The sequence below is a fragment of the Hoeflea marina genome (assembly GCF_003182275.1).
Classification (GTDB): Bacteria; Pseudomonadota; Alphaproteobacteria; order Rhizobiales; family Rhizobiaceae; genus Hoeflea; species Hoeflea marina.
The window spans coordinates 433,584-459,880 of sequence record NZ_QGTR01000003.1 but is presented as its reverse complement, the minus strand read 5'-3'; the positions used below and the strand labels follow the sequence as shown (position 1 = coordinate 459,880).

Genomic DNA, 26,297 nt, shown 5'->3' with positions numbered 1-26,297 from the left:
TTTTCCGGGCATCTAACCGGCCGGCTGGCTCCTGGCGGCAACAATTCTGCGCCCAATGCGGTCGGCATTAGCCATGATAGTCAAAGTGTGGGATTTTTCGGTCAAATCGGTCAGGCTGGCTCCATCGACAACGTGGATGCCGCTGACGCCATAAAGCTCGCCAAGGCTGTCTGTTTCTCCGATTGTCGGTGCCGCCCGCATCGGCAGGGTGGCGGCATAGTGGATGTCACCTCCGGGGCGGCCGATTGTAAAGCTGCCCGGCAGCATCACAGCACCGAGTCTGCGGAATGCTCTACGCAAAAGCTTCTCGGCCTCCAACATCAGGCTGGCGACCTCCGTCGCGTAAGCGCCTTGCACATGCAACTGACCACTGCCACCCAAGGTCACGGTTGCCGTCGACAGTCGGCCGGGCAGGAAGACGTTTCCGGCGAGACATGAACTCATCAGTGTTGCGAGAATGTCGATGCCAAAACGCTTGCGAAACGGCATGTGCCGACTGAACTCCGCAATGGGGATGCCCGTCGGATTGAACAGCGAGCCGAAAGCGCCGGCACCTCCAGCCAGGTCCATCGCGAATGACAATTGCCCCAGTCCGAACGCTGGTTCACGTCTTCGCCCAAGCATCACCGGAATCCAGACCATGAAGGCAGCGGAGGGACATGCCTGCATCGGCACGGGGAGACGATGGCCAATGAGTTGCAGCGAAAGCCGCGTACTTGCCAGGGTTCCAGCGGCAAGGGCGAGCCTGGGCGCACCATAAGTCGTGTTCCCATCCGGGCCGGATCCCAGCACCTGGTGCCATCCATTCTTGTCAATCAGTTTTTCGACCACAAAACCTGGCCTGTAGACGAAGTTTGTGTGCTTCTTCAGTGCGGACAGGTCTTCGGTCGCTGTGTAGAGCGAGCGCCGGTCGCAGCCCCACAGGCAGTTACCGGACAGATCGCAGGCCTTTCGCGCACCTCGATCCGTCTGGAGAACGGCTGTCCGTGACCGCCCAAGGCGGAAGCCAAGCGCAGACGCCGCGTTCGGAATCTCGGAGTAGCGCTCAAGAAGCCGGGCATTGAGAGCGTCGGCCCGGATTGGTGGATCCGCCCAAGCATCAAGGCCGAAATAGTCAGCCATATCATCGTTCTCGGCACCGCTGATTCCGATGCGCCGGGCGACGGCGGCATAGGACGGCTCAAGCTCAGTGCGCGGGAACGGAAATTCCCGCATCTCGTCCTGCGAAAGCGTGGCAACCCCGCAGCCCCAGGCATTCGACAACCCGCCTCGGGCCAGCGAGCCGATCGCAACGTAATCGCTGGCGCCGATGCGATTGGCATCGCCGAAACCGTCGAAAACGAAGGCGTGTCCCGGGACACGCATCTTGGGCGAACCTGAATCGTCCCGGAGCGCATGGAAGTCCTCTCCGATCATCCACTTCCACTGGCTGCGGTCCTCGGAGCGCCCAACAAGAAACGGGGATGAAGGGGATGGAGAGTCCGGTTCGCGTCCACCGTCCACCATCAGGACTTTCAGTCCGGCCTCAACAAGGGGGAAGCTGACGGATACACCGGCGGGGCCGCTGCCGATGACGATGATGTCGAAATCTGCAGCCATCAGCTCTGCCATGTCTTTCGAATTATCTGGTCAACAACCGGCCTGCCCGCCAGCGCGAGCAGGCGCCACCAGGCTTCCATATGCACCGCGTGGCCCAGCCGGAACAGACTGCGGGTGCGTCCCACGGGCCGATTGATCTCAAGAAAGCGTCTGGATCCAGCGACTGTGGCTTCGGCCAATAGGACGGCAGCGTCGAGCCGCCAGGCAAACTCCCCTGCGCAATCAAGCTTCCGGATGGCCGGTGAATCCAGCAGTGCCAAAGCCGCTGGATACCGTAAAAAGATACCGGGGAGGTCCATTGGTCGTGGTGACCTGGTTGTCTCCACGCATCGCACATACCGCCTGATCAGACCCGGCGCCGGATCGGCCTTCAATACATAGGATAGCAGGGCACGCCCTTCGGCCGCCAGCCTCCGGCGTCGATCATTTCCCGATACTGTCATTCCCGACGATAGCGGACGCAGGGTTATGCCCGTCCTTCGCAGATCGTCAGTTGTCTCCATGTCTGGCAATTCGATCAGCGACATCAGCCGAACGAGCCCCAGACGGCTGCGCAGGCTCGGTCCAACCATGCGGGAGAGGATTCGGATTGCCATCACAGGAACCGGGATGGGGGGGCGCAAGCGACGAACCCGAACGGTGGCAATGGTTGTGAGGAATCGTGTCATCGACACCGGCTCCTCAGAACCGACGCACAGCACCGTGCCGGACGGATAGTTCACACTCGCGCAGCCCAGCAGTACCGCGGCAAGGTCATCCACATGGACTGGGCGCACTTTCGGGGCGGGCAGGAACGCGGGGACGACCGGCAGGGTTCGGACAAGATGAACAAGCACTCCGAACAGGCCTTTTTCGGCTCCGCCATAGACTTGTCCGGGACGGACCGAGAGACCGCCGGACTTGCCCACCAATTGCTCGATCTGCCACTTCAGGCGGCCGTAGGAGGTGGGAGCATCCTGCCGCGCGGTCTGGCTTGAAACGAAAACCATCCGGGCACCTGCCCGCTGCGTCGCTTCGACCAGAAATCTGGTTGCCTCAAACTCGAAGTCTGGGTCTGCGGCCCTTGAGTGAGGGGTGATGGCAAGATGAATCACCGCATCAGTGTCGGCAGGCAGTTCGAGGGGTGCTGGATCGAGAAGATCGAACTTGATCCAGGCTTTGTCCGAAGCATGCGCATGCCGCGTCATGCAGATAACTTCGTGCCCCAGTTGACGGGCCAGATCGGTCAGCCGGACCCCGATGTATCCCGTTGCGCCGGTGACAATGATCTTCATATCTGCAGGGACCATTGAAGCCGGGGATAGGAACTACGATTGGATAGATGGATCCGGACGAAACAGCAATGGACCGATGCGGCGGATGTATTAAGTGAATCGGTCTCGGCGCACGTCAGCATCGCTTTCAAGGCTCTTTCCGGAGGACGATGATGTGATGCAATGCAAGCCATCGGTTCAATGGAAACAACATGAACTGCAGGAGCGAGACAGCGGGGATCGCCCAATTCGGGCACAGCTGCCTAAAATTCAATCCGCCCGAGGCGAGGTATTTGAGGTAGTTCGAACAGGTTTGTTCGTGGACAATCCTGAGTGCGGGAAATTTCAGGGTGAACTCATCCCTGTCGCGCTTGAAAACGATGTAGCTCAATGCCTGGTTTGCACCGTTCATGGGGCCGGCCACAGGCGTCTGCCATGATGGATATCTCTTGTCGAAACCCTCTGTCGTGAAAAGGCGCTTGAAGAGAAATGATCCGAAAGGACCGTGATAAGGCTCAAGCAGGATGACGCCACCACCTGGCTTCAGGACCCGTTCGCATTCCCGGAAGAAGGCTTCCGGATCGGGCAGGTGGTGGAAACAGTTCTGGCCAAAGATGGTGCGAACCGAGGAATCGGCGAGGTCCATCGCCTGGGCGTCCAGCACGCGATCGAGCCCGGGACCCGGGACGATATCGGTTGCAAGGACGTCCGGCGCAAGATCCCTGACCGGCGCTACGCCAGCTCCGATCTCGATTCGCAGTCCGTCGCCGCTCAGATACTTTTCGTCCAGGGCGATGAAGGTGCGGTGGAGCTCGGAAAAGACACTCCGCAATAGCGGCTTGCTCTCGAAGATGCGGGCATGGATGGCAAGCCGGTGATCTCCGTCCACGTCGATATCCGCGACTGTGGTATCGCGAATCGAGCTTATGAACTTGTTGATGAGCCTTGCCATTCATGAACCCGGTGATGTTTGGGCGGAAATCGGAGTATCTCCCACTCCTAGTGCCATATGGCTGCAATCGCAAATCCGGCTGTTTACCCGGACTGAGCTGGCGGATTCACCCCTAGCTGGGATGCGCCTTCTGGCGCCGGCAAGCCTGATTCAACGGCACAGGCATCAGGTTCAGTCGCCCGGATTCCTGCGCCCGTCTGCTCAAGCAACAATCGCATTGATTCCCAGGATCAAGTTGAGGTCCGTCTGCTCGAATCGTAACGGCCACCAGTATTTTCGTTGGTCGGCGAAATGGTGATCGGTGATCGCGTTGAGATTCGTAATCGAGTTCACATGTTCCAATGCTTGGATGTAGTCGTAATCGATCCCCCGCCGTTTTGCGGCTGCCCGGGGACCGAAATAGCGCCCAAGGCGCCAGGCCATGCCGGGATCGCAGGGGACGACCACGGAAATCACCCCTCCGGGCTTCACCACCCGTTTCCATTCCTCCAGCACCATGTGGGCGGATGGCATATGCTCGAGCACGTGGGTGGCGATCAGGCGGTCAAATGTGTTGTCGGGATAATCGAGCCTTGCGGCGTCCTTGAGTTCGACCCTCACGTTCGGATTGCCGGAACGGTCCCGGACAGCTTCCAGTTGGGCCAGCATGGGCTCGTAACCGTCGGTCATCGTGTAGGAGTCGAAGCTGTGGCGAACGAAAGACAGATGGATGCCGCTGCCGGCGCCGACTTCGAGAACATCTGAAAAATGCCTGTCCGATGAAAATTCGTCCTCGATAAGGCTGTGGCTCCGACGCATGACATAGCCGGCCATTCCCGAGCCGTAGTTCTCGCTTTCATATTTTTCCGCGTGCTCCGTCGACCAAAGCTCTTTCTTTTCCATGGCCATTGATAGATTCCAATCACGGTTGCGAACTGAACCGCCAGCACTGCGGATACGTGGACAGCCCCCCTTTAACCCGGTAGGCATCACTTTCGCAACGGGAAACGCCATATGAGTCGTCTGGAACTGGTCCTCTGTCTGATCTGTGCTGTCAGCATCACTGCCGGCCAGATCATGCTGAAATTCGCAGCCAAGGAGATGCTCAATACCCGCTCCTATCTGGATCTGGCCACGTCGCCGCTCATATACGCGTCTTTCGCCGTTTATGGACTGGCAATGGTGCTGTGGTTGTACATCCTGACCCGCGTGCCGCTCTCGCTTGCCTATCCCTTCGTGATCATGGGCTCGGGCCTGGTCTTTGTCTTCGCGTTCCTGATCTTCGGCGAAGTCCTGACGAACCGGCAATATATTGGCCTGGTCATAATGCTGGTGGGCACGATCGTGGTTTACGCCTGACCCAAGGCACATCGCTTGAACTCGGATTCGCGCAATGTGCCTCAGCTCTTTGCAATCATGCATGTCGTGATCCCGAAACCGCTGCACTTTCGGGCGACATGCGTCAGCCGCGCGGCGGTCAGGGTTTTCGTAGCCCCGGCTCGCCCTCGGCCGTCCGTTCAGCATAGAACTTCAGCGCCTCGTCCACCGGGCCCAGAAACGTCGTCCTGCCCTTGTCGAGCACCATGCCATGGGTGCAGAGCGATTTCATCAGGGCGGTGTTGTGGGTGGCGAGGACCAGGCCGCGGCTGGTCTCGACCAGCTCCATCATCCGCTTCCTCACCTTCTCGTTGAAGGCGGCGTCGCCGGCGCCGATCCATTCGTCGAGCAGCAGGATGTCGGGCTCGACCATGGTCGAGATGGCGATGGCGAGCCTGAGCCGCATGCCGCTCGAATAGGTGTTGAGCTGCTTCTCGATGTCCTCGCCGAGCTCGGAGAACGCCATCACCGCCGGGATCAGCGTGCGGATGCGCTTGAGCCCGAGCCCCATCTGCAGGCCGCGCAGATAGATGTTCTCGAGCCCCGTGGCTTCCGCCCGCATGCCGAGCGAAATGTCGAACAGGCCCTTGGCGCTGCCCTGCACCGCCAGCGTGCCGGAACTGGGCTGGTAGATCCCGGCCAGCACCCGGAGCAGCGTGCTCTTGCCGGCGCCGTTGGAGCCGATCAGGCCGAGACGCTCGCCGCGCGCCAGGCTGAAGCTGATGCCGTCGATGAGGGTGGCGTTGACCCTGGTGCTGCGCGAGAGATAGAGGTCGCGGATGAGCCGCCCGGGACTTGCGAGCAGATTGCGCTCGCCGGGCTTGACCAGCGGCACATGCAGACTGATCTCGCGCGCCTCGATCAGCGGCTTCTCCCGGGCGTCCCGGTCGCGTGGCGTCCGAAGTTCAGCCGTCATCGCTGGCCCTTTCGATTCGTTGCATCGGTTGCGCCCGTCATATCCACAGCGGCACATAGCGGCCGTAGCGGCGGGTGACGAACCAGCTCGCAAGGCAGTTGCAGGCGCTGAGCACCAGCACCACGGCCCAGGTTGAGGGCGCAATCGCGGTTCCGAGCAGTGGCGCGCGGACGATCTCGAGGAAATGGTAGAACGGGTTGAAGGCGAGGAAATGGCCCATCACGCCGCCGCGCCCGTCCTCGCCCGGCATCCAGATGATCGGCGTCGCGAGGAAGGCGATGCGCATGATCGCCTGCAGGATCTCGCTGAGGTCGCGGAAGCGGGCGCCGAGAATGCCGAGCAGCATGGTCACCCAGACGCCGTTGATGATGACGATCGCGAGACCGAGCAGGCTGACCAGCGCGTAGGGCCCGAGCGGCACCCGGTAGATGAGGAAGACGGCGGCGATGATCAGCGCCTGGTGCAGGAACATCAGTATGTTGGTGTTGACGTCGATCATGGCGATGCGGCCAAGCGTCATGTCGCCCTGCAGCAGGCTGGCGCGGTCGCGCTGGAAGACGGTCGCCGCCTGGGTGGTGAAGCCGGAGAGCAGGTTCCAGGTGATGAGGCCGATGGCAAGGAACGGCACGAACTGGGCCGACGTGGTCGATCCGATCTGGGCGTAGAGGCTGCCGAGGAGCGCGATGAACAGCGCCGGGCCGATCAGCAGCCACAGGGGCCCGAGCGCGGTCTGGCGGTAGCGGAGCAGGAAACGGAACAGGCTGAGAGTCATTGCGGCTTTCCCCGGCCCCGCGCCCGGACTGTTCCGGACCGGTGGCCCATTGACGGAGGCTGGCCGAGTCGCCGCGGCGTGCCTCCGGCGTGGTCTACGACATCTGGGCGCGGATTGCAGCCACAATGCGACCGGCCGCGTGGCCGTCGCCATAGGGCGAAACGCCGCGCGCCATGGCCCGCCAGGCATCGTCGTCGTCGAGCAGCCGCTGCACGGCGGCCGACAGCCGGCCGGCGTCGGTGCCGACGAGTTCGACGACGCCGGCCTCCACTGCGTCGGGCCGCTCGGTCTCGTTGCGCAGCACGATCACCGGCTTGCCGAGCGCCGGCGCCTCTTCCTGCACGCCGCCCGAATCGGTGATGATCACATGCGCCCGGCTCATGGCGGCGACGAAGTCGACATAGCCGAGCGGCTCGGAGAGGATGACATTGGCAAGGCCGCCGAGTCTCGCATGGGCGACGGTCTTCACATTCGGATTGGGGTGCACCGGATAGAGGAACGTCACCTCCGGATTTCGTTCGGCGAGCAGCCGTATGCCGCGGCAGATGTCCTCGAACGGCGCGCCGAAATTCTCGCGCCGGTGCGCGGTGATCAGCACCAGGCGCCGGTTGGCCGGCAGATCGAAGCCGAGCCGCGGCTTGTCCGCCGCCGTCATCAAAAGCGAATCGATGACGGTGTTGCCGGTGACCCAGATCCTGGCGTCGTCGACACCGGCTTGGAGCAGGTTCTGCCGCGCGCTTTCGGTGGGGGCGAAATGCCAGTCGGCCAAGAGCCCGGTGATCACACGGTTGGCCTCCTCGGGAAAGGGATTGGCGATGTCGCCGGTGCGCAGCCCGGCCTCGACATGGCCAAAGGCAATCCGGCGGTAGAAGCAGGCGAGCGACGAGGTCATCACCGTCGTCGTGTCGCCCTGCGCCAGCACCGCGTCGGGCCGGAAGGCGTCCAGCACGGCGTCGAGGCCGAGCAGCAGCCGGGCGGTGAGCGCGGTCAGCGTCTGGTCGGGCCGCATCACGTCGAGGTCGCTGTCGGGCGTGATGCGGAAATGGCCGAACACCTGGTCGAGCAGGTCCCGGTGCTGCGCGGTGGCGAGCACATGCACGTCGGCCCACGGCTCCTGCCGGAGTGTCAGGATCACCGGCGCCATCTTGATGGCTTCCGGTCGGGTGCCGACGATGCAGAGGATTTTCTTGCGAGTCATGAGAGCTCCGGTCTTGGCGTCTGAGGTTTCCGCTTTTACAGTACGAGAGGAAGTTTTCCATCCGCCCGCAACGAGAAGGGGTGGGAAATCGATTGGCCGGCCCGGAATGAATGAGTCTACCCTATCATTCTAATGTGTCGGCGATTGTTCATATCGGTTGCTGGAAATTTGACTTCATGTGGTTCAATGCTTTGATGACCTTGGCGATTCGTCTGCGAGAGCGATATCTGGTCTATTCCGGCTATGGTGTAACAGAAGAACGACGCTTGGATGGCGATATGCAGAATTTGAGAGAATTGCCGCATTTTATTCTCACGGATAACGTGAACCTGAGAGTGTCCAGCCTTCCTGGTACTCCCGCAGTGACACGTTGGCAGCCGGTTCCGCATTTCGGCATGACACGTCCCAGCCTGATACTGATTTCCGGAGAGCAATGGGCCCTGTCGGTCGATGTGGGCCCCGCGACGGAATTGATGATTGCGTTTGGTCGGGCACTCAGACGGATATCCTCGGACGGGCTATACCTGCTGATCCGCGCGGCGCATGCCGAAATCATCAGAGTGCATGTCACAAATGACGACGCTGCCGAACTGCGTGAGATCCGGATTGGTCTCGGTTATCTGACGCCGGGCAGGACCGACGTGGTCATATCCGTCGATCCTGGTCCGAAAGGCGATCCAAGCGCAGACTGGCTGGCAATATCCGAGCTCGTCATAGGTCCCCGGCAAGACATACCCCTGCTCAGGGCGAGAGCTTTTCACGACCTTCGGGTCAGGAATGAGATCAACCATTTCGAAAGCGTCTATGATCACAAGCTGTTCGATGGTCGCAAACGCCAGATTCAGTCCGCGACAGCCACGCGGTTGGCGTCGAAAAATCCGAAGGCCACAGTTGAGCCGCAGCCTGATATTTCAACAATGCAGCCGCTCGACGGTGAGGACGTCTTCCATTTTGCCCACAGAATGTTGAGCCATGGAATTCGGGGCAAGGCTCCCAATTTCCATCAGCGCTTGGCCGATCTTGCCGCCCACGGCGACCTCAGGATCGCGTCGTTCTGTGCCGGTGCCGCACAGGTTGAGGCGGCATTGATCCGCTCGACCGACAAACCTGTCCACCTGACGCTCGTCGATATAAATCAGGGCTTGCTCAACCAAGCGGCGGCTGCAATGCCCGAGCACTGCACGGTCCAAACCGTCGTCCAGGATGTAAATTCGCTTTCACTGGGCGCAGAAGAATTTGATGTCGCCATCTTTGTCTCAGGCGTCCATCATGTCGTCGAACTGGAGCATGTCTGGCGGGAAATACAGAATGCACTAAGGCCCGGCGGGGAGGTGTGGCTGATTGGTGAACAGGTGGGGAAGAACGGAAATCGCTTGGACTCCGAGGCTCTCACTGAAGCGAACCGTGTTTTTCGGATGCTTCCCGAAAGGTTCCGGCGAAATGCGCTGACATCAGAGATCGACTGGGAAATCTCGAACAAGGATTGCGCGGAAGCGACCTTTGAGGGAATCAGAAGCGAAGATATCGAATCCACGCTCGGCCGTCATTTCCTGCCGATTGACGTTTACAAGAGAAACTGTTTCCTCTGGCGTCTGACTAACCAAGTGTATTTCGACAACTATGACCTCTCGAGAGAGGAAGATGTCCAGGCAGCCAAGTCGCTTGTGTCGGCCGAGTTGGACTATTTTTTCAGTGGTGGACGTCCAACGGAGCTTCACGGAATATATCGGAGAAATGGCTAAGGGGCACGCTAGCTTTCCTCGGAGCCAATCCTGCCGGTGATGGCTATCCAGGGGGCGGGTGCGAGCGTTTCAACGCACATAGGCGGCTGACCTAGCCCCTGTCATAGCTTCATCAGCATCCACGACCCGCTTGGGCGATGGCGAACTCCAATTGATGCAGGGCGTTCTGGCTAATTGCCGGCTGAACTGCTTCGGGAATGCGGCGCATGGAAACTGGACATTCAGTCTCAGGGCCCGCTCCGGTCTCGCTGGAGAAGTATAGTTCAGGCGCAAGCTGCGGAAATTGACGGGCGAGTTCGGCATTATCATCCGCATATCGTGAGAGGAATGCGGCGCGGTCCTCGGCCCCAAGCCGATAGGTTTGCCCCGGAAATGCTACTGCCGCAGCTTGCACCATCAGTCGCCACTCCTCGCGAAGCGCGGCCAGATCGTGTTCGAGAGCAGATCGGCCTATCGACAGAAGTGGACGAAACAGTGCCTTGGGAATTGAGGCATTCTTTCGATCCACTTGCACGATATCTGCATGGTCGGGGTATCCGATCGTCTCGAAGAAATCGGTGACCACGTTAAATGAGGGTAAGTTCGTATAGCTGCGAAGTCGCATGTTGGAGGTGGGAAATACCGCCGTGAAATTTCGCAGGATTCGGAGATAGTCATATCTGTCATCGGTTGCAGGAACCAGGCTGAGCGGGTCTTCATAGTCGAGGAATTGCAGGGCAAGACACTTGAGAATCTCGCTCATGATGCTTTCGAGCAGGCGGTCCTGTCGTCTGAAGTAAATGACAGGGAATATTCTGTGAGTGGGAATTTCGCAGATCAGGCCAATCTGCTCAAGCGACTGTGGCGTCAAGAGGTTCACATTGATGTGCTCATCGCTGATGATGACCTGGTTCGCACCGCTGGTCCTGATTTCTGTGCGCAGCGCAGCGGATACACATTTGACGAAATAGGCATGCCATTCATCCGAGTCGATCGCAAATTCTTGGAGGATTGGCGATTCCAGCGAAAAGTCGAGACAGGCGGCAGTCAGTTGCATGTGCGGGCCGGCGCCCAGCGACGCGGGATAGAGAATGGAGCGGTCCGCAAGCGTCTTGCGTTGAGTTTCCAGTGCGGACTGAATGGCGGTCGTTCCCGTCTTCTCCGTTCCCGCATGCAGATGGAGGATGCGGTCGTCAGTCATCGTCCGCCCAGCCCCGAAGCCGGCCGCTCCTTCCGGTACCTGTGCGGGACCCACTTGCCCCATTTGGCCTCAAATATCTTCTTGTTCTTCTCGAACAGCTTCTGCTTGCGTTCTGCGCCGATGGCATCGAAGGAGGCGGAGAGATGGTGGTGGACGAAGGCGTCTTCGGCCAGTGCGCAGATGTAGCCCTTGGAGCGGATCACCGCGCAGTGGTCGTCGTCCTCGAACATGCCCAGGCCGTATTCCTCCGACAGCAGGCCGAACTGCTCGAAATCGTCCCGCCGCAGCATGGCGGCGAAATAGGCCGCCACCGGCATCTCGCTGTGGCGGCCGCGATAGCCGATCACCAGATCGCGGGCGCGCCGCATCATCTCCGCCATGTCGGCATAGTCGATCTCGACGCGCGCCTCGTTGCCGATGTTGTTGGTCATCGGGCCGACGACGCCGATGGACGGGTTGGCCTCGAGATGGGCGACCATGGCGGCGATCGCGCCCGGCGGCACAAAGGTGTCGTTGTTGAGCAGCAGCACGTAGTCGCCCGTGGCCTCGGCGATGCCGACATTGTTGCCGCGCGCGAAACCGAGATTCTCGCCGTTCTCGATCAGCCGCACCGCCTGCGGCGGCGCCCGGCCGACGGCCTCGCGGAGCACGGCGAGCCGCTCCTCCGAAGAGCCGTTGTCGACCAGCAGCACCTCCATGTTCGGATAGGTCGGGCCGCCGGAAAACAGCGAATGCAGCGTGTTGACGGTCCATTCGGGCTCGCCGTAGTTCAGTACCACCACCGAGACCTTGGGCAGGTCGGAGAGAACCTGCTCGAACAGCTCGCTGCGGTGACGCCAGGTGTTGGCGGCGGCATAGGCGCGCAGGCTGTCGCGGAACTCCTGCGAGCGGCCCTGGCGCTGCGCCTTGCGAATGTTGGCAGCGAATTCGGCGGCGCCGGTGGACAGGAACATGAGTTCGCGGGCGCGGTTGAGTTCCGGCAGCTCGGTGGCGACCGTCGGCTTGCCCATGGCCGAATACTCGTAGAATTTCACCGGATCGCAGGCCTGGATGATCGGCAGCAGCTGGAACGGGATGACCATCACGTCCATCTGGCGGATGAAGGCGGGCACCTCGGCGTAAGCGATCTCGCCGTAAAGCGTGACGTTGGCCAGCGCGTCGAGGCCTGCCGCCTGAGGCGCCGTCACCGCGCCGCAGAGATGGAATTCCATGTCCGGATTCCGGTTGGCGACGGTGCGCACGAGGTCGACGTCGAACCATTCGGCGATCGCCCCCACATAGCCCACGGCGATGACGCCGCTGCGCTTGGAAAATCCATTCCGGGCGAGGAACCCGGGCGCCTCGGCGTTGGAATCGTTGGGCTCGAAATGGGTGAGGTCGCCGCCGTTGCGGATCAGCGTCGGCGGCTTGATCGGCGCGTATTTGTTGAACAGGTAGTCGGAGCTGACGATGAGGCTGTCGCAGCCCGCCAGCAGGCTGCGCTCTGTTTCCAAGAGCCACTCGGTGGTGTTGGAGAAGCCTGCGATATCGTCCATGCAGTCGAAGACGATGCGGAAATCCTGCGGCAGGTGCCGCGCCATCTGCCACCAGAACGGATGCTGGATGATGACCTGCTTGAACGGGGTGGCGTCGAAATGGTCGGCGAATTCGAGGAAGCTCGAGATCCAGCCGCGCAGCTGTTCGCCCTCGGGCTGGCCGACATAGGGCTGGATGTGGCCGATGGCGTTGCGCCCCAGGCGCACCACATAGAGATGCTCGTCGAGCTGCCGGATGCGCATCCCCTCCATCTCGAGCATCATCTCGACATAGAACACCCTGTGCTTTTCGGAGAGCAGCCGGGCAATGTGCTGCGGCCGCTGGGTGCGGAAGTCCCAGTCGATGATCGACAGCACGAAGACGTCGGGGCGCCCGCCCTCTCCCTCGGCGATCGTCGCCGCGGGATAGGACGCCAGCGCCGGCGGGCGGTAGCCGAGCTTGCGCGGAATGCCGTCGGGATCGGGCACCAGGCCGCGGATGCGGTTGACGGCCGCGTCGGGCGCCAGCGTGCGCAGCACAAGTCCGCCGCTCTTGTACAGGCCTCGATAGGCGGCCAGGGCGGCGAGCTTGACCGCCCGCACCGGCGCGGTCAGCCGCCAGGAGGTGGAGCGGTGATAGGCGTCGCGCAGCCGCGCCACCTCTGCGTTGGCGGCGTGCTCGCGGTCTTCGTAGTCGCGCAGCAGCCGCGCCATGCGGTCGTTTTCGCCGGCAAAGGCGTCCTGCATCTGCATCAGTCTGTCGGCAAGCGACGAGATCTCGCCCTCCGCCAACCGCAATGCCTGCCGCGTGTCCTCCTCGGCCTCCGCCGCCTGCGTGCGCCGCAGCTCATCGATGCGCAGGTTGAGCTCCTCCACCCTGGCTTCGGCCTCGCTCAGGTCGGCCGCGAGCTTCGCATTGAGCTCGTCCGCCTCCTGCAGGCGCTGGCCCGCCGCCTCGGCGCCGGTCATCGCCCGCTCCAGCTTGGCGTGCTCCTCCTGCAGGCGCGCTTCCAGCTCGGAAAGTTCGATGGCCTGGCGCGTGGCGGCGCGCTCCTGGTCGGCAATGGCCGCCATCGCCAGTTCGGAGGCCTCCCTGAGGCGCTGGCGCCAGGGTTCGATGGCCATCTCGCCGGCTTCCAGTTCGGCGCGCAGCACGGCGCAGGTCGCCTCGGCCTGCCGCGCCCGCTCGATGGAGTCGTTGCGCGCCACCAGCGCGCTCTGCAGCTCGGCCTCGCTCGACGCCAGAGCCTGGATTTGCGCCTCGATGAGGTCGGCGAGATCGCGGTTGTCGCCCTCGTAGGTGCCGAGCACGGCGCGGGCGCGCGCGATGATCGCTTCGCTGCTTTCGAGTGCCGCCAGCCGGCTGTCGGCCAGGCCGCGCGTTTCCTCGAGCGCCTGCCTGGCCTGGTCGGCGATTCGCATTTCGGCTTCCAGCTGCGCCGACACCCGGTCGCGCTCGCTGCTGGCCTTGCGTTCGGCCTCGCCGAGCTGGCGGACATGGTCGAGGGCGACGCCGGTCTCGTGGGCATGCTCGTCGGCTTCCAGCCGCACCGCCGTCAGCGCCTCGGCGAGATGCTTGCGCTCCTCGGCCAGCCGCAGGATCGAACTTTCGAGCTCGGCGATCTCGGCGCGCGCCGCATGCGCCTCGGCCGAAAGTTGGTCGAGCTTCGCCTCGGCGGCGGCCTTGTAGGCATCGAAGTCGGCGATGTGGCGCTCGGCGTTGTTGCGCTCGTCCTCCAGCGCCTCGGCAAGGCTGTCGCGCTCCTCGATGATGCGCTGGTGGGCGGCGTCCTGCCGGGCAAGCTGCTGGCGCGCCGACTCGGCCTCCGTCGACCACTGATTGAGCGAGCTCTCGGCGGCAACGCGGGAGCTGTTGCTTTCCGTGATCAGCGCATTGAGGCGGTTGCGCTCCGCCTCGGCATCGCAGCGGGCGGCCTCGGCGGCGGCGAGCGCGTCGGACCTGGCGGAGTTGGCGGCCGACAACAGCGCCGAAAGGATCGGTTCGGCGCGGATGAATTCGGCCCTGACCTGGTCGAGGATGGCCATGGCGCGGGCCGAAGTCGGCGTCCTGGCCAGCATGCGCAGCGCGTCGTAGGTGTCGCTGACCCAGCCGCGCAGCTGCGGATCGAGCGCGACATTGCCGGGGCTCTCGCGCTGGTGGCGCAGGTCGGCGGCAAGAAAGTCGTCGACCAGCGGGGCCGCTTCCTCTGTGCTGGTGGGAAAGGCGAGGTCGAGGCCGGCGCGGATGCCGTCGATCGCGCCGGCCCAGTCCGCCAGAAGGTCCGAATAGGAGAGGATCGCGCGCGGCATGCCGCGTGAATGATGCTCGGCCTCGAGCACGTGCACGAGCCACAAGAGCGCCGCGTCGGCCTTGCCGTGCGAGGCCGGCCAGTTGGAGCGCCGCTTGGCGAGCGAGGCGATCACCTCGAGCGGATTGCGGAAGATCAGCACCGGCGCGACATTGACCCCGATGCCCTTGAGCGCCTGCAGGTAGAGCGGCGCCATGCGGCAGATCCGCGGGTCCTTGAGCACGAACAGGCCGGTGTCGGGATATTCGCTGTTGACGAGCGCGCCGATCACCTGCGCCATCTGCTCGAGCCGGTCGGCGCTGACGGCAGAGAGCTGCAGCGGCCGCCAGTCGTGCCATGCCGAGCCGTATTCGGCAAGAATCGCGTCGTCCTGGGCGGCCAGCAGGGTGGGCTCCCAGTGGCCGCTGTCATTGCCGTCGCTGGCGCCCATCACATGCTGCGGCAGGCCGGCGCCCATCAGGCTGAGCACCCGGGTCAGCGCGCTGGTGCCCGACCGGTGCATGCCCAGGATCAGAAGGCAGGTACGGTCGAACTTGGCCTGTGGGGCGGTTGCTTCGCGGGGCGTGGCCAATGAATCGGCATCCAATTTCTGACTGCGTGCGTTGGTGTGTCGTAGCGTTCCTGTCGGGCATTGGCAACGCTTCGGCGCGGGCCGCGGACGCAGGCTCTCCCGGCATCGCGGCGCGGGCAAGCAGGTCCGCCGCAACCCCAGATGACACACTGGCTCCCATGTGTAACCCCCGAAAAGTAATAGGCGCGGATTTTCAAGGATCAAGCGCCCGGATCGGCGGAGTTTGTCCCCTGTATTGGGCCCAGGGCGACCGGGACTGCCCGACATGACTTGCCGTTGCTGCCGCCCCGCCCGCCCGCCCGCCGATGATCGCTCCGCCGGCCGCGATCTGCCTTGCCGCCGCGAATCGGGCGGCCGGAGTGATTCGCGGGGGTCCCGCTTCCGTGCTCGTCCCGCGCGTCGATTGCCGTGTGATTTCGAGATTGCAGATCCTGCGATACCGGACAATAGTGACAGGCGCTCATGGACACGATTGGTGCACATCACTGCAGACATTCGCCCACAGGGTGCTGCAGACATCCGGCATCACTGGCCATGAATTCTGCAATCGTATTCCTCCGGGAGGAATTCTAACATCCCACCGCGCTTTTGCGGGAATGACTATATCAACAGGAAAATGGAATTTATGGAAATTGCTGGAAGCCTGAATATTGGCGCAGGGCAGACCCATATACCGGGCGCGATAAATATCGATATTTCGCCAAAGGCGGATATCACGATGGATCTCAACCGAGAGAGGCTCCCGTTCGAAGACAACTCGATAGGAGTGGTCTTCAGCTATCATACGCTTGAGCATCTCGACAACTATCTGTTTGCCCTATCGGAAATACACAGGGTGCTTAAGCATGGCGGGGTGTTTCTGGTTGGTGTCCCCTATCTGACATTGACGCAATACAACCTTGTAAATCCGTATCATCGGCAGAATTTCAATGAATATTCGTTCGACTTTTTCGACCCACAGAAGCTGCTGGGCTCCGCTGCCGAGGCGGGCTCGGTGATGTTTCGTAAGGCATTTCACCGGTTTCACTATTTGCCGGAATTCGAGGGCAGGTCTGACAAGCGCAAGGATTGGTGCAGGCGGCACCTGTTAAACGTCGTGCAGAAAATCGACTTCGGATTGATAGCCATGAAATCGGGTGGCGCACCTGTCGTGTCCGACGATGCGACCGCGGAAAGCCTGCTATTGCAATTTGATGGGTACCTGAAGGCCAGAAGGGCCTATCCGACGCAACCTCCCGGCGCATGAACGGATGCTGAGCGTCTTTTACTTGCCGTGAGTTCAGAAGCTCAGGAGAAGCTGTCCAGCAACCGGTCAACGACTCTCTTGGCCATTGCCTCTGCTGGCTCGTCGACCGTCCGAAGATGCATCTCCGGCGTCTCCGGGGCCTCGTAGGGCGAGGAGATGCCGGTGAAATTGGCGATCTGCCCGGCCATCGCCTTCCTGTAGAGGCCCTTGGGGTCGCGGCGGGCGCATTCCTCGATCGGCGTGTCGACGAAGATCTCGACGAACTCGCCCGGCGCCATCAGGTCGCGCGCCAGCTTGCGCTCGGAGCGGAACGGCGAGATGAACGACACCAGCACGATCAGGCCGGCGTCGGTCATCAGCCGGGCCACCTCGGCGACGCGGCGGATGTTTTCCACCCGGTCGGCCTCGGTGAAGCCGAGATCGCGGTTGAGCCCGTGGCGGACATTGTCGCCGTCGAGCAGCACCGTGTGGCGGCCGAGCGCATGCAGCCGCTTCTCGACCAGGTTGGCGATCGTCGACTTGCCCGAGCCCGACAGGCCGGTGAACCACAGCACCGCCGGCTTCTGGTGCTTGAGCTCGGCGCGGGCTTCGCGGGTGACGTCGATGGCCTGCCAGTGCACGTTGTCGGCGCGGCGCAGCGGATGGTCGATCATGCCGGCGCCGACGGTGGCGTTGGTGAGCCGGTCGACGAGGATGAAGTTGCCGGTGATGCGGTTGTCGCGGTAGGCGTCGAAGGCGAGCGGCGCGGCGGTGGCGAAGTTGCACACGCCGATGCCGTTCTTGCCGAGCTGTCTCGCCGCCTCGTGGGTAAGCGAATTGACGTCGATGGCGTATTTGAGCGCCGTCACCGTGGCATGGGTCGAATCGGTCTCGCTGCGCAGCACATAGCTGCGCCCGGGCATCAGCGCGTGCTCGTCGAACCAGATCACATGCGCCTGGAACTGGTCGGCCACGTGCGGCCGCGCCTCCGGCGCCGAAAGCATGTTGCCGCGCGAGACGTCGAGCTCGTCCGTGAGCACCAGCGTCACCGCCTGGCCCTCGCGCGCGCGCTCCAGATTGCCGTCGGCGGTGACGATGGACTTGACCCGCGAGGCCTGGCCGCTCTTGGCCACCACCACGGCATCGCCCACCGCGACCCTGCCCGAGGCGATCTGGCCGGCGAAGCCGCGGAAATCCAGATCGGGTCGCACCACCAGCTGCACCGGCAGCCGGAACGGCAGGGCGAGCGCCGGGTCGGCTATGACCACTCTCTCCAGGTGCTCGATCAGCGTCGGACCCTCGTACCAGGGCATGGCGGCCGAGCGCGCGGAGACATTGTCGCCGTAGCGCGCCGAAATCGGAATCGCCCGGATCTCGTCGAAGCCGAGCTGGGCGGCAAACGCCGTGTAGTCGGCGACGATGGCGTCGAACACGTCCCGGTCGTGATCCACCAGGTCGATCTTGTTGATCGCCAGCACGATCGAGCGGATGCCGACGAGCGAGACGATGTGCGAATGCCGTCGCGTCTGCTCGAGCACGCCATTGCGGGCATCCACCAGCACCACGGCGAGATCGGCGGTGGAGGCGCCGGTGGCCATGTTGCGGGTGTATTCCTCGTGGCCCGGCGTGTCGGCGACGATGAACTTGCGCCGGTCGGTGGCAAAGAACCGGTAGGCGACGTCGATGGTGATGCCCTGTTCGCGCTCCGCCTCCAGCCCGTCGACCAGCAGCGCGAAATCCATGTCCGCGCCGGTGGTGCCGTGCTTGCGGCTGTCGCTTGCGAGCGCTGCCAGCTGGTCGTCGAAGATCAGCTTGCTGTCGTAGAGCAGCCGCCCGATCAGCGTCGACTTGCCGTCATCGACCGAGCCGCAGGTGATGAAGCGCAGAAGCGTCTTGGATTCCTGCTCGCTCAGATAGGCGGCGACATCGCCGCGAGCGGCGCTGCGAGGTCCGGGACCGCCCGAACCGGCGCTGCGGGAGTCGGGGCGCGGGGAATCGGGACTCGTGGAATCAGTCTTCGGGGAATCAGTCTTCGGGGAATCGGGCATCGGGGAATCGGGCATCAGAAATAGCCTTCCTTCTTCTTCTTCTCCATCGAGCCGGCCTCGTCGCGGTCGATCAGCCGGCCCTGCCGCTCGGAGCTGCGCGACGTCAGCATCTCGGCGACGATGGCCTCGAGCGTCGCGGCGTCGGAATCGATGGCGCCGGTCAGCGGATAGCAGCCGAGCGTTCGGAAGCGCACCATGCGGGTCTCGATGCGTTCGCCCTCGCGCAGCTCCATGCGGTCGTCATCGACCATGATCAGCATGCCGTCGCGCTCGACCACCGGCCGGGGAGCGGCGAAATACAGCGGCACGATCGGGATGTCCTCCCTGAGGATGTACTGCCAGATGTCGAGTTCGGTCCAGTTCGACAGCGGGAACACCCGGATCGATTCGCCCTTGCCGACGCGGGTGTTGTAGGTCTTCCACATCTCCGGCCGCTGCGTCTTGGGGTCCCAGGCGTGGCTCGAATTGCGGAACGAGAAGATCCGCTCCTTGGCGCGGGACTTCTCCTCGTCGCGCCGCGCCCCGCCGAAGGCGGCGTCGAAGCCGTGGTGGTCGAGCGCCTGGCGCAGCGCTACCGTCTTCATGATGTGGGTGTGGGTGGCCGAGCCGTGGGTGAAGGGGCCTATTCCCTGGGCGATCCCCTCCGGGTTGGAATGCACCATGAGATCGAGGCCGTACTGTTTGGCCATCCGGTCGCGGAAGGCGATCATCTCGCGGAATTTCCAGGTCGTGTCGACATGCAGGAAGGGGAACGGCGGCCGCGCCGGGAAGAAGGCCTTGTGGGCCAGCCGCAGCATCACCGAGGAATCCTTGCCGACGGAATAGAGCATCACCGGCCTGGCAAAGGTCGCGGCGACCTCGCGGAAGATGTGGATGGACTCTGCTTCAAGGCGGTCGAGATGGGTGAGCATCGGGCGGTGTCTCCGTGTCGGTCCGGACCCTGGGGCGGTTTTGCGGTTCACCGAATCGCTGACTCGCTCCGGGGTGTCGATCTGTCGCTTTCCTGCCACGACGTGAACCTCACGTCGTCCGGAAATGCTCGAGGGCCAGGTCGGCGAATACAGTCTGGCCGCCGCCATGGCAACACGCAGCATTGGGGGAGGGCGCGGACAGGGCCCGACCCCCGGCAGTCTAGCGCTCGGGCGTGCGCCAGTCGGGTTCCGGCGTGCCACGGCGCGAGAGCCGCAGCGCCAGGCCGACGGCCACGCCGGCGCCGATGGCGATGGTGAGATCGGCCAGCACGGTGAGCGCGAATGTCATGATCATCAGCAACTGGTCGCCGCGCCGGGTTCTGAGCCGCTCGACGAGATGCTGCGGCTCGGCCATGTTCCAGGCCGTCAGCACCAGCACCGCGGCGAGCGCCGGCAGCGCCAGCAGGTTGGCGAGGTCGGAGGCAAACAGCATGAACAGCAGCAGGAACGCCGCATGCGCCACGCCCGCCACCGGGGTGCGCGCGCCGGCGCGGATGTTGGTGGCGGTCCGCGCGATGGCGCCCGTCACCGGCAGGCCGGCAAACAGCGCCGAGACCAGGTTGGCAATGCCCTGCGCCATGATCTCGGTGTTGGAGCGGTGCGCGGTGCCGGCCATGCGGTCGGCGACCATCGCCGAGAGCAGCGATTCGATCGCCGCCAGGAAGGCGATGATGAAGGCCGAGGGCAGCAGGTCGACGATGCGGACAAGGCTAGCTTCCGGCAGCGAGGGCATCGGGAAGCTCGACTGGATGGCGCCGAAGCGGCCGCCGATGGTCTCGACGTCGAGGCCGAACCAGGCCACGGCCGCCGAGGTGAGCGCGACGGCCACCACCAGGCCCGGCAGCTTCGGCGCGGCGCGGCGGAAGGCTACGATCAGCACCAGCGTCACCAGGGCGATTGCCGCGCTGGCCGGCGAGAAACTGTCGCGCGCCGCCCACAGCGCCTCGATCTTGGGGATGAAGTCGGCGGGCACCTTGCCGGCCTCGAGCCCGAGGAAATCGGCGATCTGGCTGGCGGCGATGATGACGGCGATGCCGATGGTGAATCCGTTGATCACCGGCTCGGGCACGTGGCGGATCAGCCGACCGGCCTTGAACAGCGCGCCGACCATCAGGATGATGCCGGCCATCAGCGTCGCCAGCACCAGCCCGTCATAGCCGTGGTCGGCGATGACGCCGTAGACCACGACGATGAAGGCGCCGGTCGGCCCGCCGATCTGCACCCGGCTGCCGCCGAAGGCGGAAATCAGAAAGCCGCCGATGATCGCCGTCATCAGGCCTGCGCCCGGTTCGGCGCCCGAGGCGATGGCGATCGCCATGGCCAGCGGCAGCGCCACCATGGCGACCGTCAGGCCCGCCGTCAGGTCGGCGAGCAGCGTCGGGCCGTCATAGCCGCGCAGCGTGGTGAGAAGCTTCGGCCGGAAGCTCGCGTCGCGGTGCTTCGCGGCGGCTTCGGATGCATCTGTGTTCGGCATGGTTGTCCCCTGTCGGGGCACTCTCCTGCCGATCGGCAGGCCTTGTCAATCGGCGCCCGCGGCCTGCGCGGCGTTTTGCGCCCGCCATTCGATCCTCTTGTAGTCGAAGCCGTATTCGAGCGTCGGCTTGACCACCAGGAAATAGGGGGAAAGGTCGAAATCCCGCGGGGTGAACAGCGAGTGATGCCGGATCTGCATGATCTCGCGGCGTGAATAGTCCGACCTGGCCGCAGCCTGCCCCGGCACCGGAACGATTTCGGGCAGGATCGGATAGCCCACCGACTGGAAGGCCTGGGCAATCAGCGTCGAGCAGATTGCCCGGGTCGGGTCGCCGGAGCCGAAGCCGATCATCCGCCGGCGCCAGCGCACCGGCACCGGCGGGGTGGGAATGAAGTAGCGCATCAAATCGAGGATGTTCTTCATGTCGTAGCGCAGCCCGATCTTCGACGTCATGAAGGCGACAATTGCGGCGCGGTCCTGCGGCGCCAGTCCGACCGGCCGGCAGATGCGGGTGTTGTAGGTGGTGTATTTCGACAGCGGCACGGCGATGCAGCCCTGGCCGAGATCCACCTCGACGAGCTGCGGCCTGTTGTCGCCGCCTGCGCCGGCCGGATCCAGCGTGTCGCCGACGAACAGCGCCGCATGCGACCAGGTCGACTGCGTGAGGTACTTGATCGCCGTCGAGATCTTGCTGTTGCCCTCCACCAGCAGGATGTCGCCCGGCTGCAGCGTCCGCCCCAGCGTTTCCGGATCGGACGGCGTGTAGGGCTCGTAACCCGATGTTTGCGCCTGCAGTTTTCCAGCCAGCAGGCGGCCGAGCCAATCGAGCCATGTATCTGGGGAGGGGGCGGATTCCGTCATGGCGGCAGACTGCCGTGCTTTGCCGTCGCGATCAAGACACGGCTGTTCACGGCGCCTCGCGGGGACTTGACTTTGCTGCAGTCGGCCGTAACTTAGAATCATTCTAAACAAGGACAGACCATGTTCTCCCGCCTTGCCGGATTTGGCCGCCGCCCGTTCTCGTCCCTGTCCGAACAGGAGGTGCTGGCGCTCGCCATATCCTCCGAGGAGGACGACGCCCGCATCTATCTCGCCTATGCCGACCATCTTCGCCAGGACTATCCGCAGTCGGCGAAAGTGTTCGAGGAAATGGCGGACGAGGAGAACATTCACCGCACGCGGCTGATCGAACGCCACCAGGCCCGCTTCGGCGACCGGATTCCGCTCATCCGCCGCGAGCATGTGCGCGGCTACTACGAGCGCAAGCCCGACTGGCTGGTGACCAATCAGCCGATCGACCGGATTCGCGCCGCGGCCGAGACCATGGAGGGTCAGGCGCACCGCTTCTACCTGGAGGCTGCCAGGCGGACGACCGACGCCGAGACCCGCAGGCTGCTGGGCGATCTGGCCGTCGCCGAAAAATCGCATGAGTCGCTCGCCCGCCGCCTCGGCCTCGAGCACACGCCGGGAGATGTCCGGGCCGAGGAGGCGGAGACGGCGCGGCGCAAGTTCATCCTCACTTTTGTCCAGCCCGGTCTTGCCGGCCTGATGGACGGGTCGGTGTCGACACTGGCCCCGATCTTCGCCACCGCATTCGCCACCGGCGACACCTGGACGACGCTGCTCGTCGGCCTGTCGGCCTCGGTCGGCGCCGGCATCTCCATGGGCTTCACCGAGGCGGCCCACGACGACGGCGTCATTTCCGGCCGCGGCTCGCCCGTCAAGCGCGGGCTGGCCTCGGGCATCATGACGACGCTCGGCGGTCTCGGCCATGCGCTGCCCTACCTGATTCCGGATTTCACCACCGCCACCACGGTCGCCGTGGGCGTGGTGTTCGTCGAGCTCTGGGCGATCGCCTGGATCCAGAACCATTGGATGGAGACGCCCTGGAGCCGGGCGATCTTCCAGGTGGTGCTCGGCGGGGCGCTGGTGTTCGCCGCCGGCATCCTGATCGGCAGCGCCTGAGACGAAATCGGCGCGGCGGCCTTCGGCGGCACTTGCGCACGGCGCGAAGACGTCTAGGGTCGGTCGTGCCCGTGCCGCGTCCGTGGCCGTCCGTGACATCATACCGACAGGCGGCGAAGCGCCGCCCGCCCGGGAGCCGAGCGATCCGTTGAGCACTTCATCCTCCCCCCTCAGGCTTCGCCGGGTCGAGCCGCTGACGCTTGCCATCGGCGTCAGCATGACCGTCGGCTACGGCACGCTCTACTATCCATTCGCAATTCTGGGTCCGGTGATCGCCCGCGATCTCGGCTGGTCAAACAGCTTCGTCTTCGGCGTCTTCTCCTTCGCGCTGCTCTCGAGCGCCGTCACCGCCTCGATCGCGGGCCGCGCCATCGACCGCTTCGGCGCCCGCCCGGTGTTGGTGGCAGGCTCGCTCACGGCGACCGCGACGCTGGTCTTTCTCTCGCTGGTCTCCGGCAAGCCGGCCTTCATCTTCGCCATGCTGATGATCGAGATCGCCGGCCGCATGGCGCAGTACGAGGCTGGCTTTGCCGCCCTCACCGCCATTCACGGTGCCGGCGCCCGCCGCCACATCACCCATGTGACGCTGCTGGCGGGCTTTGCCTCGACCATCTTCTGGCCGTTGATCCACTGGCTGCTCGGCTTCATGGACTGGCGCGGCGTCTGCCTGGTGCTGGCGGCGGTCAATGTCTGCGTGGCGCTGCCGATCCACGCGCTGCTGCCGGGGCGGCGCGGCGCGGACCCCCGACTTTCGTCGGCCCTGCCGCTGGCGGCTGCCGCACCTGCCGCAGCGGTGCTTTCACCCGATCGCCGCCGCATGGCCTTCCTGCTGATGGCCGTCAGCTTCGCCTGCGGCGGCTTTCTGATGTCGGCGGTTCACACCTCGTTCTTCGTCATCATGGAGAGGATCGGCCGCGACGCGGCCCTCGCCGCACTCGCCGGCGCGGTCATCGGACCGATGCAGGTCGGCGCCCGGGTGGTGGAACTCGCCACCGGCGGCCGCATCGCCTCCTCGGTCATCGGCGTGATATCCAGTCTCGGCATGGCGCTCGGGTTGGCGCTGCTGTTTGCCTCTCGGCATCTCGAGGGCCAGACCCCGGTGATCGCCTTCGCCGTCTGCTTCGGCGTCGGACAGGGGCTTGCCTTCATCGCCCGTGCGGTGCTGCCGGTGCGGCTGTTCGGTGCGATCGGCTACGGCCGCGTCACCGGCAATCTCGCCGCAATCCGCATGGTGTTCACCGGCGCGGCTCCGTTTCTCACCGCCCTTGTCATCGGCCAGGCCGGCGTCAGTGCCGCCTTTCTCATGCTCGGGGTGATGGCGGCGGTCGGGACCGTGGCGGCGGTGCTGCTGTGCGGGCTGGAAAGGCGCGCCAACCGCCACGCCGCGGCTGGCGGGGCGGCGACAGGCGAGCCGGCATGACCGCGGCGCTCGTGCGGAGGCGCCGCCTTGCACGGCCTTGGCACCGCAACGGCGTCAGTCCGGGCATTGAGGGGCGGGCCAGAGCACCCTGCGATCAGGCGGAGTCGTCTGATCTCCGATAAGATAATTGGATTCAGAGACATAGACTGTCGTTTGTGCGCCCAGATGAACGCATGGCGCTCTAGCGGACCGAGCCGACCAGCACGTCGCCGCCGTTCTCGATCGTCACCCAGCGGCCGGAATTGTTCGACGCCTGGCGCTTGAGATAGCGGTAGGGCGTGTCGCGCCAGGATTTGACCTGGTCGACCAGATTGTCGAGAATGTAGTCGCCATCCGCCGTTCGCAGCGTCAGCACGGCGTGACCCTCGCCGTCAGGCTTGCGCACCACGGTGATCAGCACGTCGGCTTCCGAGAAGCCGCGCTCGATGAGCATGTGGCGCTTGAGCAGCACATAGTCCTCGCAGTCGCCCGCCACGTCCGGATAGGTCCAGACTTCCTCCTTGCCGAACAGTTCCATGTCGGTCTTCGGCATGACGGAGAAATTGACGGCGGTGTTGACCTCGCGCACCACGTCCCAGCCATAGTCGGTCACCCGAGGTGCTTCGCCCGAGTCCCGCACGACCTGGCATTCGGAGGCATGCAGCTTGCAGAATTCGTAGTGGCCGATGGGTTGGGACGTGATCCGCCCGGTGAGCATGGCTGCCGCTGTGCCGACGGCGCCCGTCGCATTCGTCGCCGACGGCATCACCAGCATGGCCAGCATCGCCGCTCCCGCCAAACGGCGTGTCGCCGGTATCCAAGTTTTCACCGGATTGATCCCCTTGCCGCCCCATATCGTTAACAAAGAGTTAAGAACGGGACGGCGGGCAAGTCAATTCAATTGCCGTGCTGAACTGTCGACATGGTTACCGGCTGAGGCAAAGCTGCAACGCCTGCCGCCGGCGCGGGAGGCGCCGGCCAGGCCGCCGCGGCCTCATCGGGCGGTGATGCCGTCCACCGCTGCAAGCATCAGGGCAATGTCGCTTGGCCGCGAGAGCCGGTGGTCGCCGTCGCGAATCAGGGTCAGCTCGACATTGTCCGAGGGCAGGTGCTCCATCAGCCGGAGCGCATGCCGCCAGGGCACGTCCGGGTCTTCCATGCCCTGGATGATCCGCACCGGTGCGCCGACATCGATAAGGCCGTCGAGCACCCGGTTGTCGCGGCCGTCCTCGAACAGCGCCCGGGTGAACACGTTGGGCTCCGGGCCGTAGGGCGTGGGCTCCTCGAAAAAGCCCCTTGCCTCGAGCGATGCCCGCTCGGCGGCGCCGAGCGCCGGCTCCATGAGCTCGGATGTGAAATCCGGCGCCGGCGCCACCAGCACCAGACCGGCCAGCATCTCGCCCCGGCCGAGCCGCCTGAGCTCCTGCACCAGCCTGAGCGCGATCCATCCGCCCATTGACGATCCGACGAGGATCTGCGGCCCGTCGGCGAAGCGGTCGATCACCGCCAGGCTTTCGGCGAGCCAGCGCGAAATGGTGCCGTCGCGGAAGCTGCCGCCGGAGGCGCCGTGGCCTGAATAGTCGAAGCGGATGCAGGCGCGCCCGGTTTCGCCGGCGTGGCGGCAGAGCTCGACCGCCTTGGTGCCGCTCATGTCGGAGCGGTAGCCGCCGAGCCAGACCACGCCGGGCCGCGCCGCGCCACCCCCGCCCGCCCCGCGCAGCAGGACGGCGATCTCGCGGGTGTCGGCGCCCGTGCCCACGCTGACGGCGGTGCGGATGAGCGTCTGGTTTTCTCCGGTCATTGTCGGTCTCCTTCGCGTGAGTTCGCCTGCATCTAGCAGAAATAGACAAACC

Annotated in this window: 20 protein-coding genes; 5 read left to right on the top strand and 15 right to left on the bottom strand. The window is 64.1% G+C overall.

The window, feature by feature from the left end; all coding sequences use genetic code 11:
• Window positions 1-12 precede the first annotated feature (12 nt).
• From DFR52_RS13400 to DFR52_RS13385, 4 genes are all read right to left on the bottom strand, one after another.
• Window positions 13-1,611 (bottom strand): GMC family oxidoreductase, encoded by a 1,599-nt coding sequence (locus tag DFR52_RS13400; RefSeq protein ID WP_210205830.1) that lies wholly within the window; start codon window positions 1,609-1,611, stop codon window positions 13-15.
• Window positions 1,599-2,873 carry an NAD-dependent epimerase/dehydratase family protein gene (locus DFR52_RS13395; protein WP_158284961.1) on the bottom strand — a complete coding sequence of 425 codons (1,275 nt, stop codon included), beginning with the start codon at window positions 2,871-2,873 and terminating at the stop codon, window positions 1,599-1,601. The genes DFR52_RS13400 and DFR52_RS13395 overlap by 13 nt, the downstream gene beginning before the upstream one ends.
• Window positions 2,874-3,000: 127 nt before the next feature.
• Window positions 3,001-3,804, bottom strand: a complete 804-nt coding sequence (locus tag DFR52_RS13390) for a methyltransferase domain-containing protein (protein ID WP_210205829.1) — start codon at window positions 3,802-3,804, stop codon at window positions 3,001-3,003.
• A 201-nt stretch (window positions 3,805-4,005) separates the two neighbouring features.
• Entirely contained in the window at window positions 4,006-4,692 is a 687-nt protein-coding gene (locus DFR52_RS13385; RefSeq protein WP_110032467.1) for a class I SAM-dependent methyltransferase, read from the bottom strand.
• Window positions 4,693-4,797: 105 nt separating this feature from the next.
• On the opposite strand from DFR52_RS13385, the gene DFR52_RS13380 reads away from it, so the two are divergent.
• The gene (locus DFR52_RS13380; protein ID WP_110032466.1) at window positions 4,798-5,142 is read left to right on the top strand and encodes an EamA family transporter; all 345 of its coding nucleotides are present in this window, start codon (window positions 4,798-4,800) and stop codon (window positions 5,140-5,142) included.
• A gap of 118 nt (window positions 5,143-5,260) precedes the next feature.
• On the opposite strand, the gene DFR52_RS13375 is transcribed toward DFR52_RS13380, so the two are convergent.
• The 3 genes from DFR52_RS13375 to wecB form a co-directional block, all read right to left on the bottom strand.
• A complete protein-coding gene (locus DFR52_RS13375) occupies window positions 5,261-6,076 on the bottom strand; it encodes an ABC transporter ATP-binding protein (RefSeq protein ID WP_158284960.1) in 816 nt (271 codons plus the stop codon).
• 37 nt (window positions 6,077-6,113) lie between these two features.
• Window positions 6,114-6,848: an ABC transporter permease gene (locus DFR52_RS13370; protein ID WP_158284959.1), complete on the bottom strand. Its 735-nt coding sequence runs from the start codon at window positions 6,846-6,848 to the stop codon at window positions 6,114-6,116.
• 94 nt (window positions 6,849-6,942) lie between these two features.
• Window positions 6,943-8,046, bottom strand: coding sequence for a non-hydrolyzing UDP-N-acetylglucosamine 2-epimerase (gene wecB, locus DFR52_RS13365; RefSeq protein WP_110032463.1), 1,104 nt, complete (start codon window positions 8,044-8,046; stop codon window positions 6,943-6,945).
• 110 nt (window positions 8,047-8,156) lie between these two features.
• Between wecB and DFR52_RS13360 the strand changes: the two genes are divergently transcribed.
• Complete coding sequence (locus DFR52_RS13360) at window positions 8,157-9,788, top strand: class I SAM-dependent methyltransferase (protein ID WP_110032462.1); 1,632 nt, start codon at window positions 8,157-8,159, stop codon at window positions 9,786-9,788.
• 112 nt (window positions 9,789-9,900) lie between these two features.
• On the opposite strand, the gene DFR52_RS13355 is transcribed toward DFR52_RS13360, so the two are convergent.
• Together DFR52_RS13355 and DFR52_RS13350 are read right to left on the bottom strand one after the other, a co-directional pair.
• A complete protein-coding gene (locus DFR52_RS13355) occupies window positions 9,901-10,968 on the bottom strand; it encodes a hypothetical protein (RefSeq protein WP_146215614.1) in 1,068 nt (355 codons plus the stop codon).
• Window positions 10,965-15,362 carry a glycosyltransferase gene (locus DFR52_RS13350; protein WP_158284958.1) on the bottom strand — a complete coding sequence of 1,466 codons (4,398 nt, stop codon included), beginning with the start codon at window positions 15,360-15,362 and terminating at the stop codon, window positions 10,965-10,967. Before DFR52_RS13350 ends, DFR52_RS13355 begins: the two co-directional genes overlap by 4 nt.
• Window positions 15,363-15,978: 616 nt before the next feature.
• Between DFR52_RS13350 and DFR52_RS13345 the strand changes: the two genes are divergently transcribed.
• Window positions 15,979-16,608, top strand: coding sequence for a class I SAM-dependent methyltransferase (locus tag DFR52_RS13345; protein WP_110032459.1), 630 nt, complete (start codon window positions 15,979-15,981; stop codon window positions 16,606-16,608).
• Window positions 16,609-16,649: 41 nt separating this feature from the next.
• On the opposite strand, the gene cysN is transcribed toward DFR52_RS13345, so the two are convergent.
• The 4 genes from cysN to DFR52_RS13325 all read right to left on the bottom strand — a co-directional run bounded on the left by cysN (window position 16,650) and on the right by DFR52_RS13325 (window position 21,941).
• Window positions 16,650-18,650, bottom strand: a complete 2,001-nt coding sequence (gene cysN, locus DFR52_RS13340; protein ID WP_245415331.1) for a sulfate adenylyltransferase subunit CysN — start codon at window positions 18,648-18,650, stop codon at window positions 16,650-16,652.
• Window positions 18,650-19,546, bottom strand: coding sequence for a sulfate adenylyltransferase subunit CysD (gene cysD, locus DFR52_RS13335; protein ID WP_110032458.1), 897 nt, complete (start codon window positions 19,544-19,546; stop codon window positions 18,650-18,652). Before cysD ends, cysN begins: the two co-directional genes overlap by 1 nt.
• A 220-nt stretch (window positions 19,547-19,766) precedes the next feature.
• Window positions 19,767-21,080 (bottom strand): SulP family inorganic anion transporter, encoded by a 1,314-nt coding sequence (locus tag DFR52_RS13330; protein ID WP_110032457.1) that lies wholly within the window; start codon window positions 21,078-21,080, stop codon window positions 19,767-19,769.
• A gap of 45 nt (window positions 21,081-21,125) precedes the next feature.
• Window positions 21,126-21,941 carry a C40 family peptidase gene (locus DFR52_RS13325; RefSeq protein ID WP_110032456.1) on the bottom strand — a complete coding sequence of 272 codons (816 nt, stop codon included), beginning with the start codon at window positions 21,939-21,941 and terminating at the stop codon, window positions 21,126-21,128.
• Between the two features lie 120 nt (window positions 21,942-22,061).
• Here DFR52_RS13325 and mbfA point away from each other — a divergent pair, with 120 nt between their 5' ends.
• Together mbfA and DFR52_RS13315 are read left to right on the top strand one after the other, a co-directional pair.
• Window positions 22,062-23,045, top strand: coding sequence for an iron exporter MbfA (gene mbfA, locus DFR52_RS13320; RefSeq protein ID WP_110032455.1), 984 nt, complete (start codon window positions 22,062-22,064; stop codon window positions 23,043-23,045).
• Between the two features lie 148 nt (window positions 23,046-23,193).
• The gene (locus DFR52_RS13315; RefSeq protein ID WP_110032454.1) at window positions 23,194-24,465 is read left to right on the top strand and encodes an MFS transporter; all 1,272 of its coding nucleotides are present in this window, start codon (window positions 23,194-23,196) and stop codon (window positions 24,463-24,465) included.
• A 181-nt stretch (window positions 24,466-24,646) separates the two neighbouring features.
• Here the strand turns inward: DFR52_RS13315 and DFR52_RS13310 are convergent, their stop codons facing one another.
• Window positions 24,647-25,228: a transglutaminase-like cysteine peptidase gene (locus DFR52_RS13310; RefSeq protein WP_425351196.1), complete on the bottom strand. Its 582-nt coding sequence runs from the start codon at window positions 25,226-25,228 to the stop codon at window positions 24,647-24,649.
• A gap of 210 nt (window positions 25,229-25,438) precedes the next feature.
• Window positions 25,439-26,245, bottom strand: coding sequence for an alpha/beta hydrolase (locus DFR52_RS13305; RefSeq protein ID WP_110032453.1), 807 nt, complete (start codon window positions 26,243-26,245; stop codon window positions 25,439-25,441).
• Between the last annotated feature and the right edge of the window lie 52 nt (window positions 26,246-26,297).

Bases quoted from the DNA above. Each gene is read 5' to 3' on its own strand.
- DFR52_RS13330 (WP_110032457.1), bottom strand. From the start codon at position 21,080: ATGCCGAACACAGATGCATCCGAAGCCGCCGCGAAGCACCGCGACGCG.
- DFR52_RS13370 (WP_158284959.1), bottom strand. From the start codon at position 6,848: ATGACTCTCAGCCTGTTCCGTTTCCTGCTCCGCTACCGCCAGACCGCG.
- wecB (WP_110032463.1), bottom strand. From the start codon at position 8,046: ATGACTCGCAAGAAAATCCTCTGCATCGTCGGCACCCGACCGGAAGCC.
- cysD (WP_110032458.1), bottom strand. From the start codon at position 19,546: ATGCTCACCCATCTCGACCGCCTTGAAGCAGAGTCCATCCACATCTTC.
- DFR52_RS13380 (WP_110032466.1), top strand. From the start codon at position 4,798: ATGAGTCGTCTGGAACTGGTCCTCTGTCTGATCTGTGCTGTCAGCATC.
- DFR52_RS13360 (WP_110032462.1), top strand. From the start codon at position 8,157: ATGAGTCTACCCTATCATTCTAATGTGTCGGCGATTGTTCATATCGGT.
- DFR52_RS13400 (WP_210205830.1), bottom strand. From the start codon at position 1,611: ATGGCAGAGCTGATGGCTGCAGATTTCGACATCATCGTCATCGGCAGC.
- DFR52_RS13310 (WP_425351196.1), bottom strand. From the start codon at position 25,228: ATGCTGGCCATGCTGGTGATGCCGTCGGCGACGAATGCGACGGGCGCC.
- mbfA (WP_110032455.1), top strand. From the start codon at position 22,062: ATGTTCTCCCGCCTTGCCGGATTTGGCCGCCGCCCGTTCTCGTCCCTG.
- DFR52_RS13385 (WP_110032467.1), bottom strand. From the start codon at position 4,692: ATGGCCATGGAAAAGAAAGAGCTTTGGTCGACGGAGCACGCGGAAAAA.
- cysN (WP_245415331.1), bottom strand. From the start codon at position 18,650: ATGCCCGATTCCCCGATGCCCGATTCCCCGAAGACTGATTCCCCGAAG.
- DFR52_RS13355 (WP_146215614.1), bottom strand. From the start codon at position 10,968: ATGACTGACGACCGCATCCTCCATCTGCATGCGGGAACGGAGAAGACG.
- DFR52_RS13375 (WP_158284960.1), bottom strand. From the start codon at position 6,076: ATGACGGCTGAACTTCGGACGCCACGCGACCGGGACGCCCGGGAGAAG.
- DFR52_RS13325 (WP_110032456.1), bottom strand. From the start codon at position 21,941: ATGACGGAATCCGCCCCCTCCCCAGATACATGGCTCGATTGGCTCGGC.
- DFR52_RS13390 (WP_210205829.1), bottom strand. From the start codon at position 3,804: ATGGCAAGGCTCATCAACAAGTTCATAAGCTCGATTCGCGATACCACA.
- DFR52_RS13345 (WP_110032459.1), top strand. From the start codon at position 15,979: ATGGAATTTATGGAAATTGCTGGAAGCCTGAATATTGGCGCAGGGCAG.
- DFR52_RS13395 (WP_158284961.1), bottom strand. From the start codon at position 2,873: ATGAAGATCATTGTCACCGGCGCAACGGGATACATCGGGGTCCGGCTG.
- DFR52_RS13305 (WP_110032453.1), bottom strand. From the start codon at position 26,245: ATGACCGGAGAAAACCAGACGCTCATCCGCACCGCCGTCAGCGTGGGC.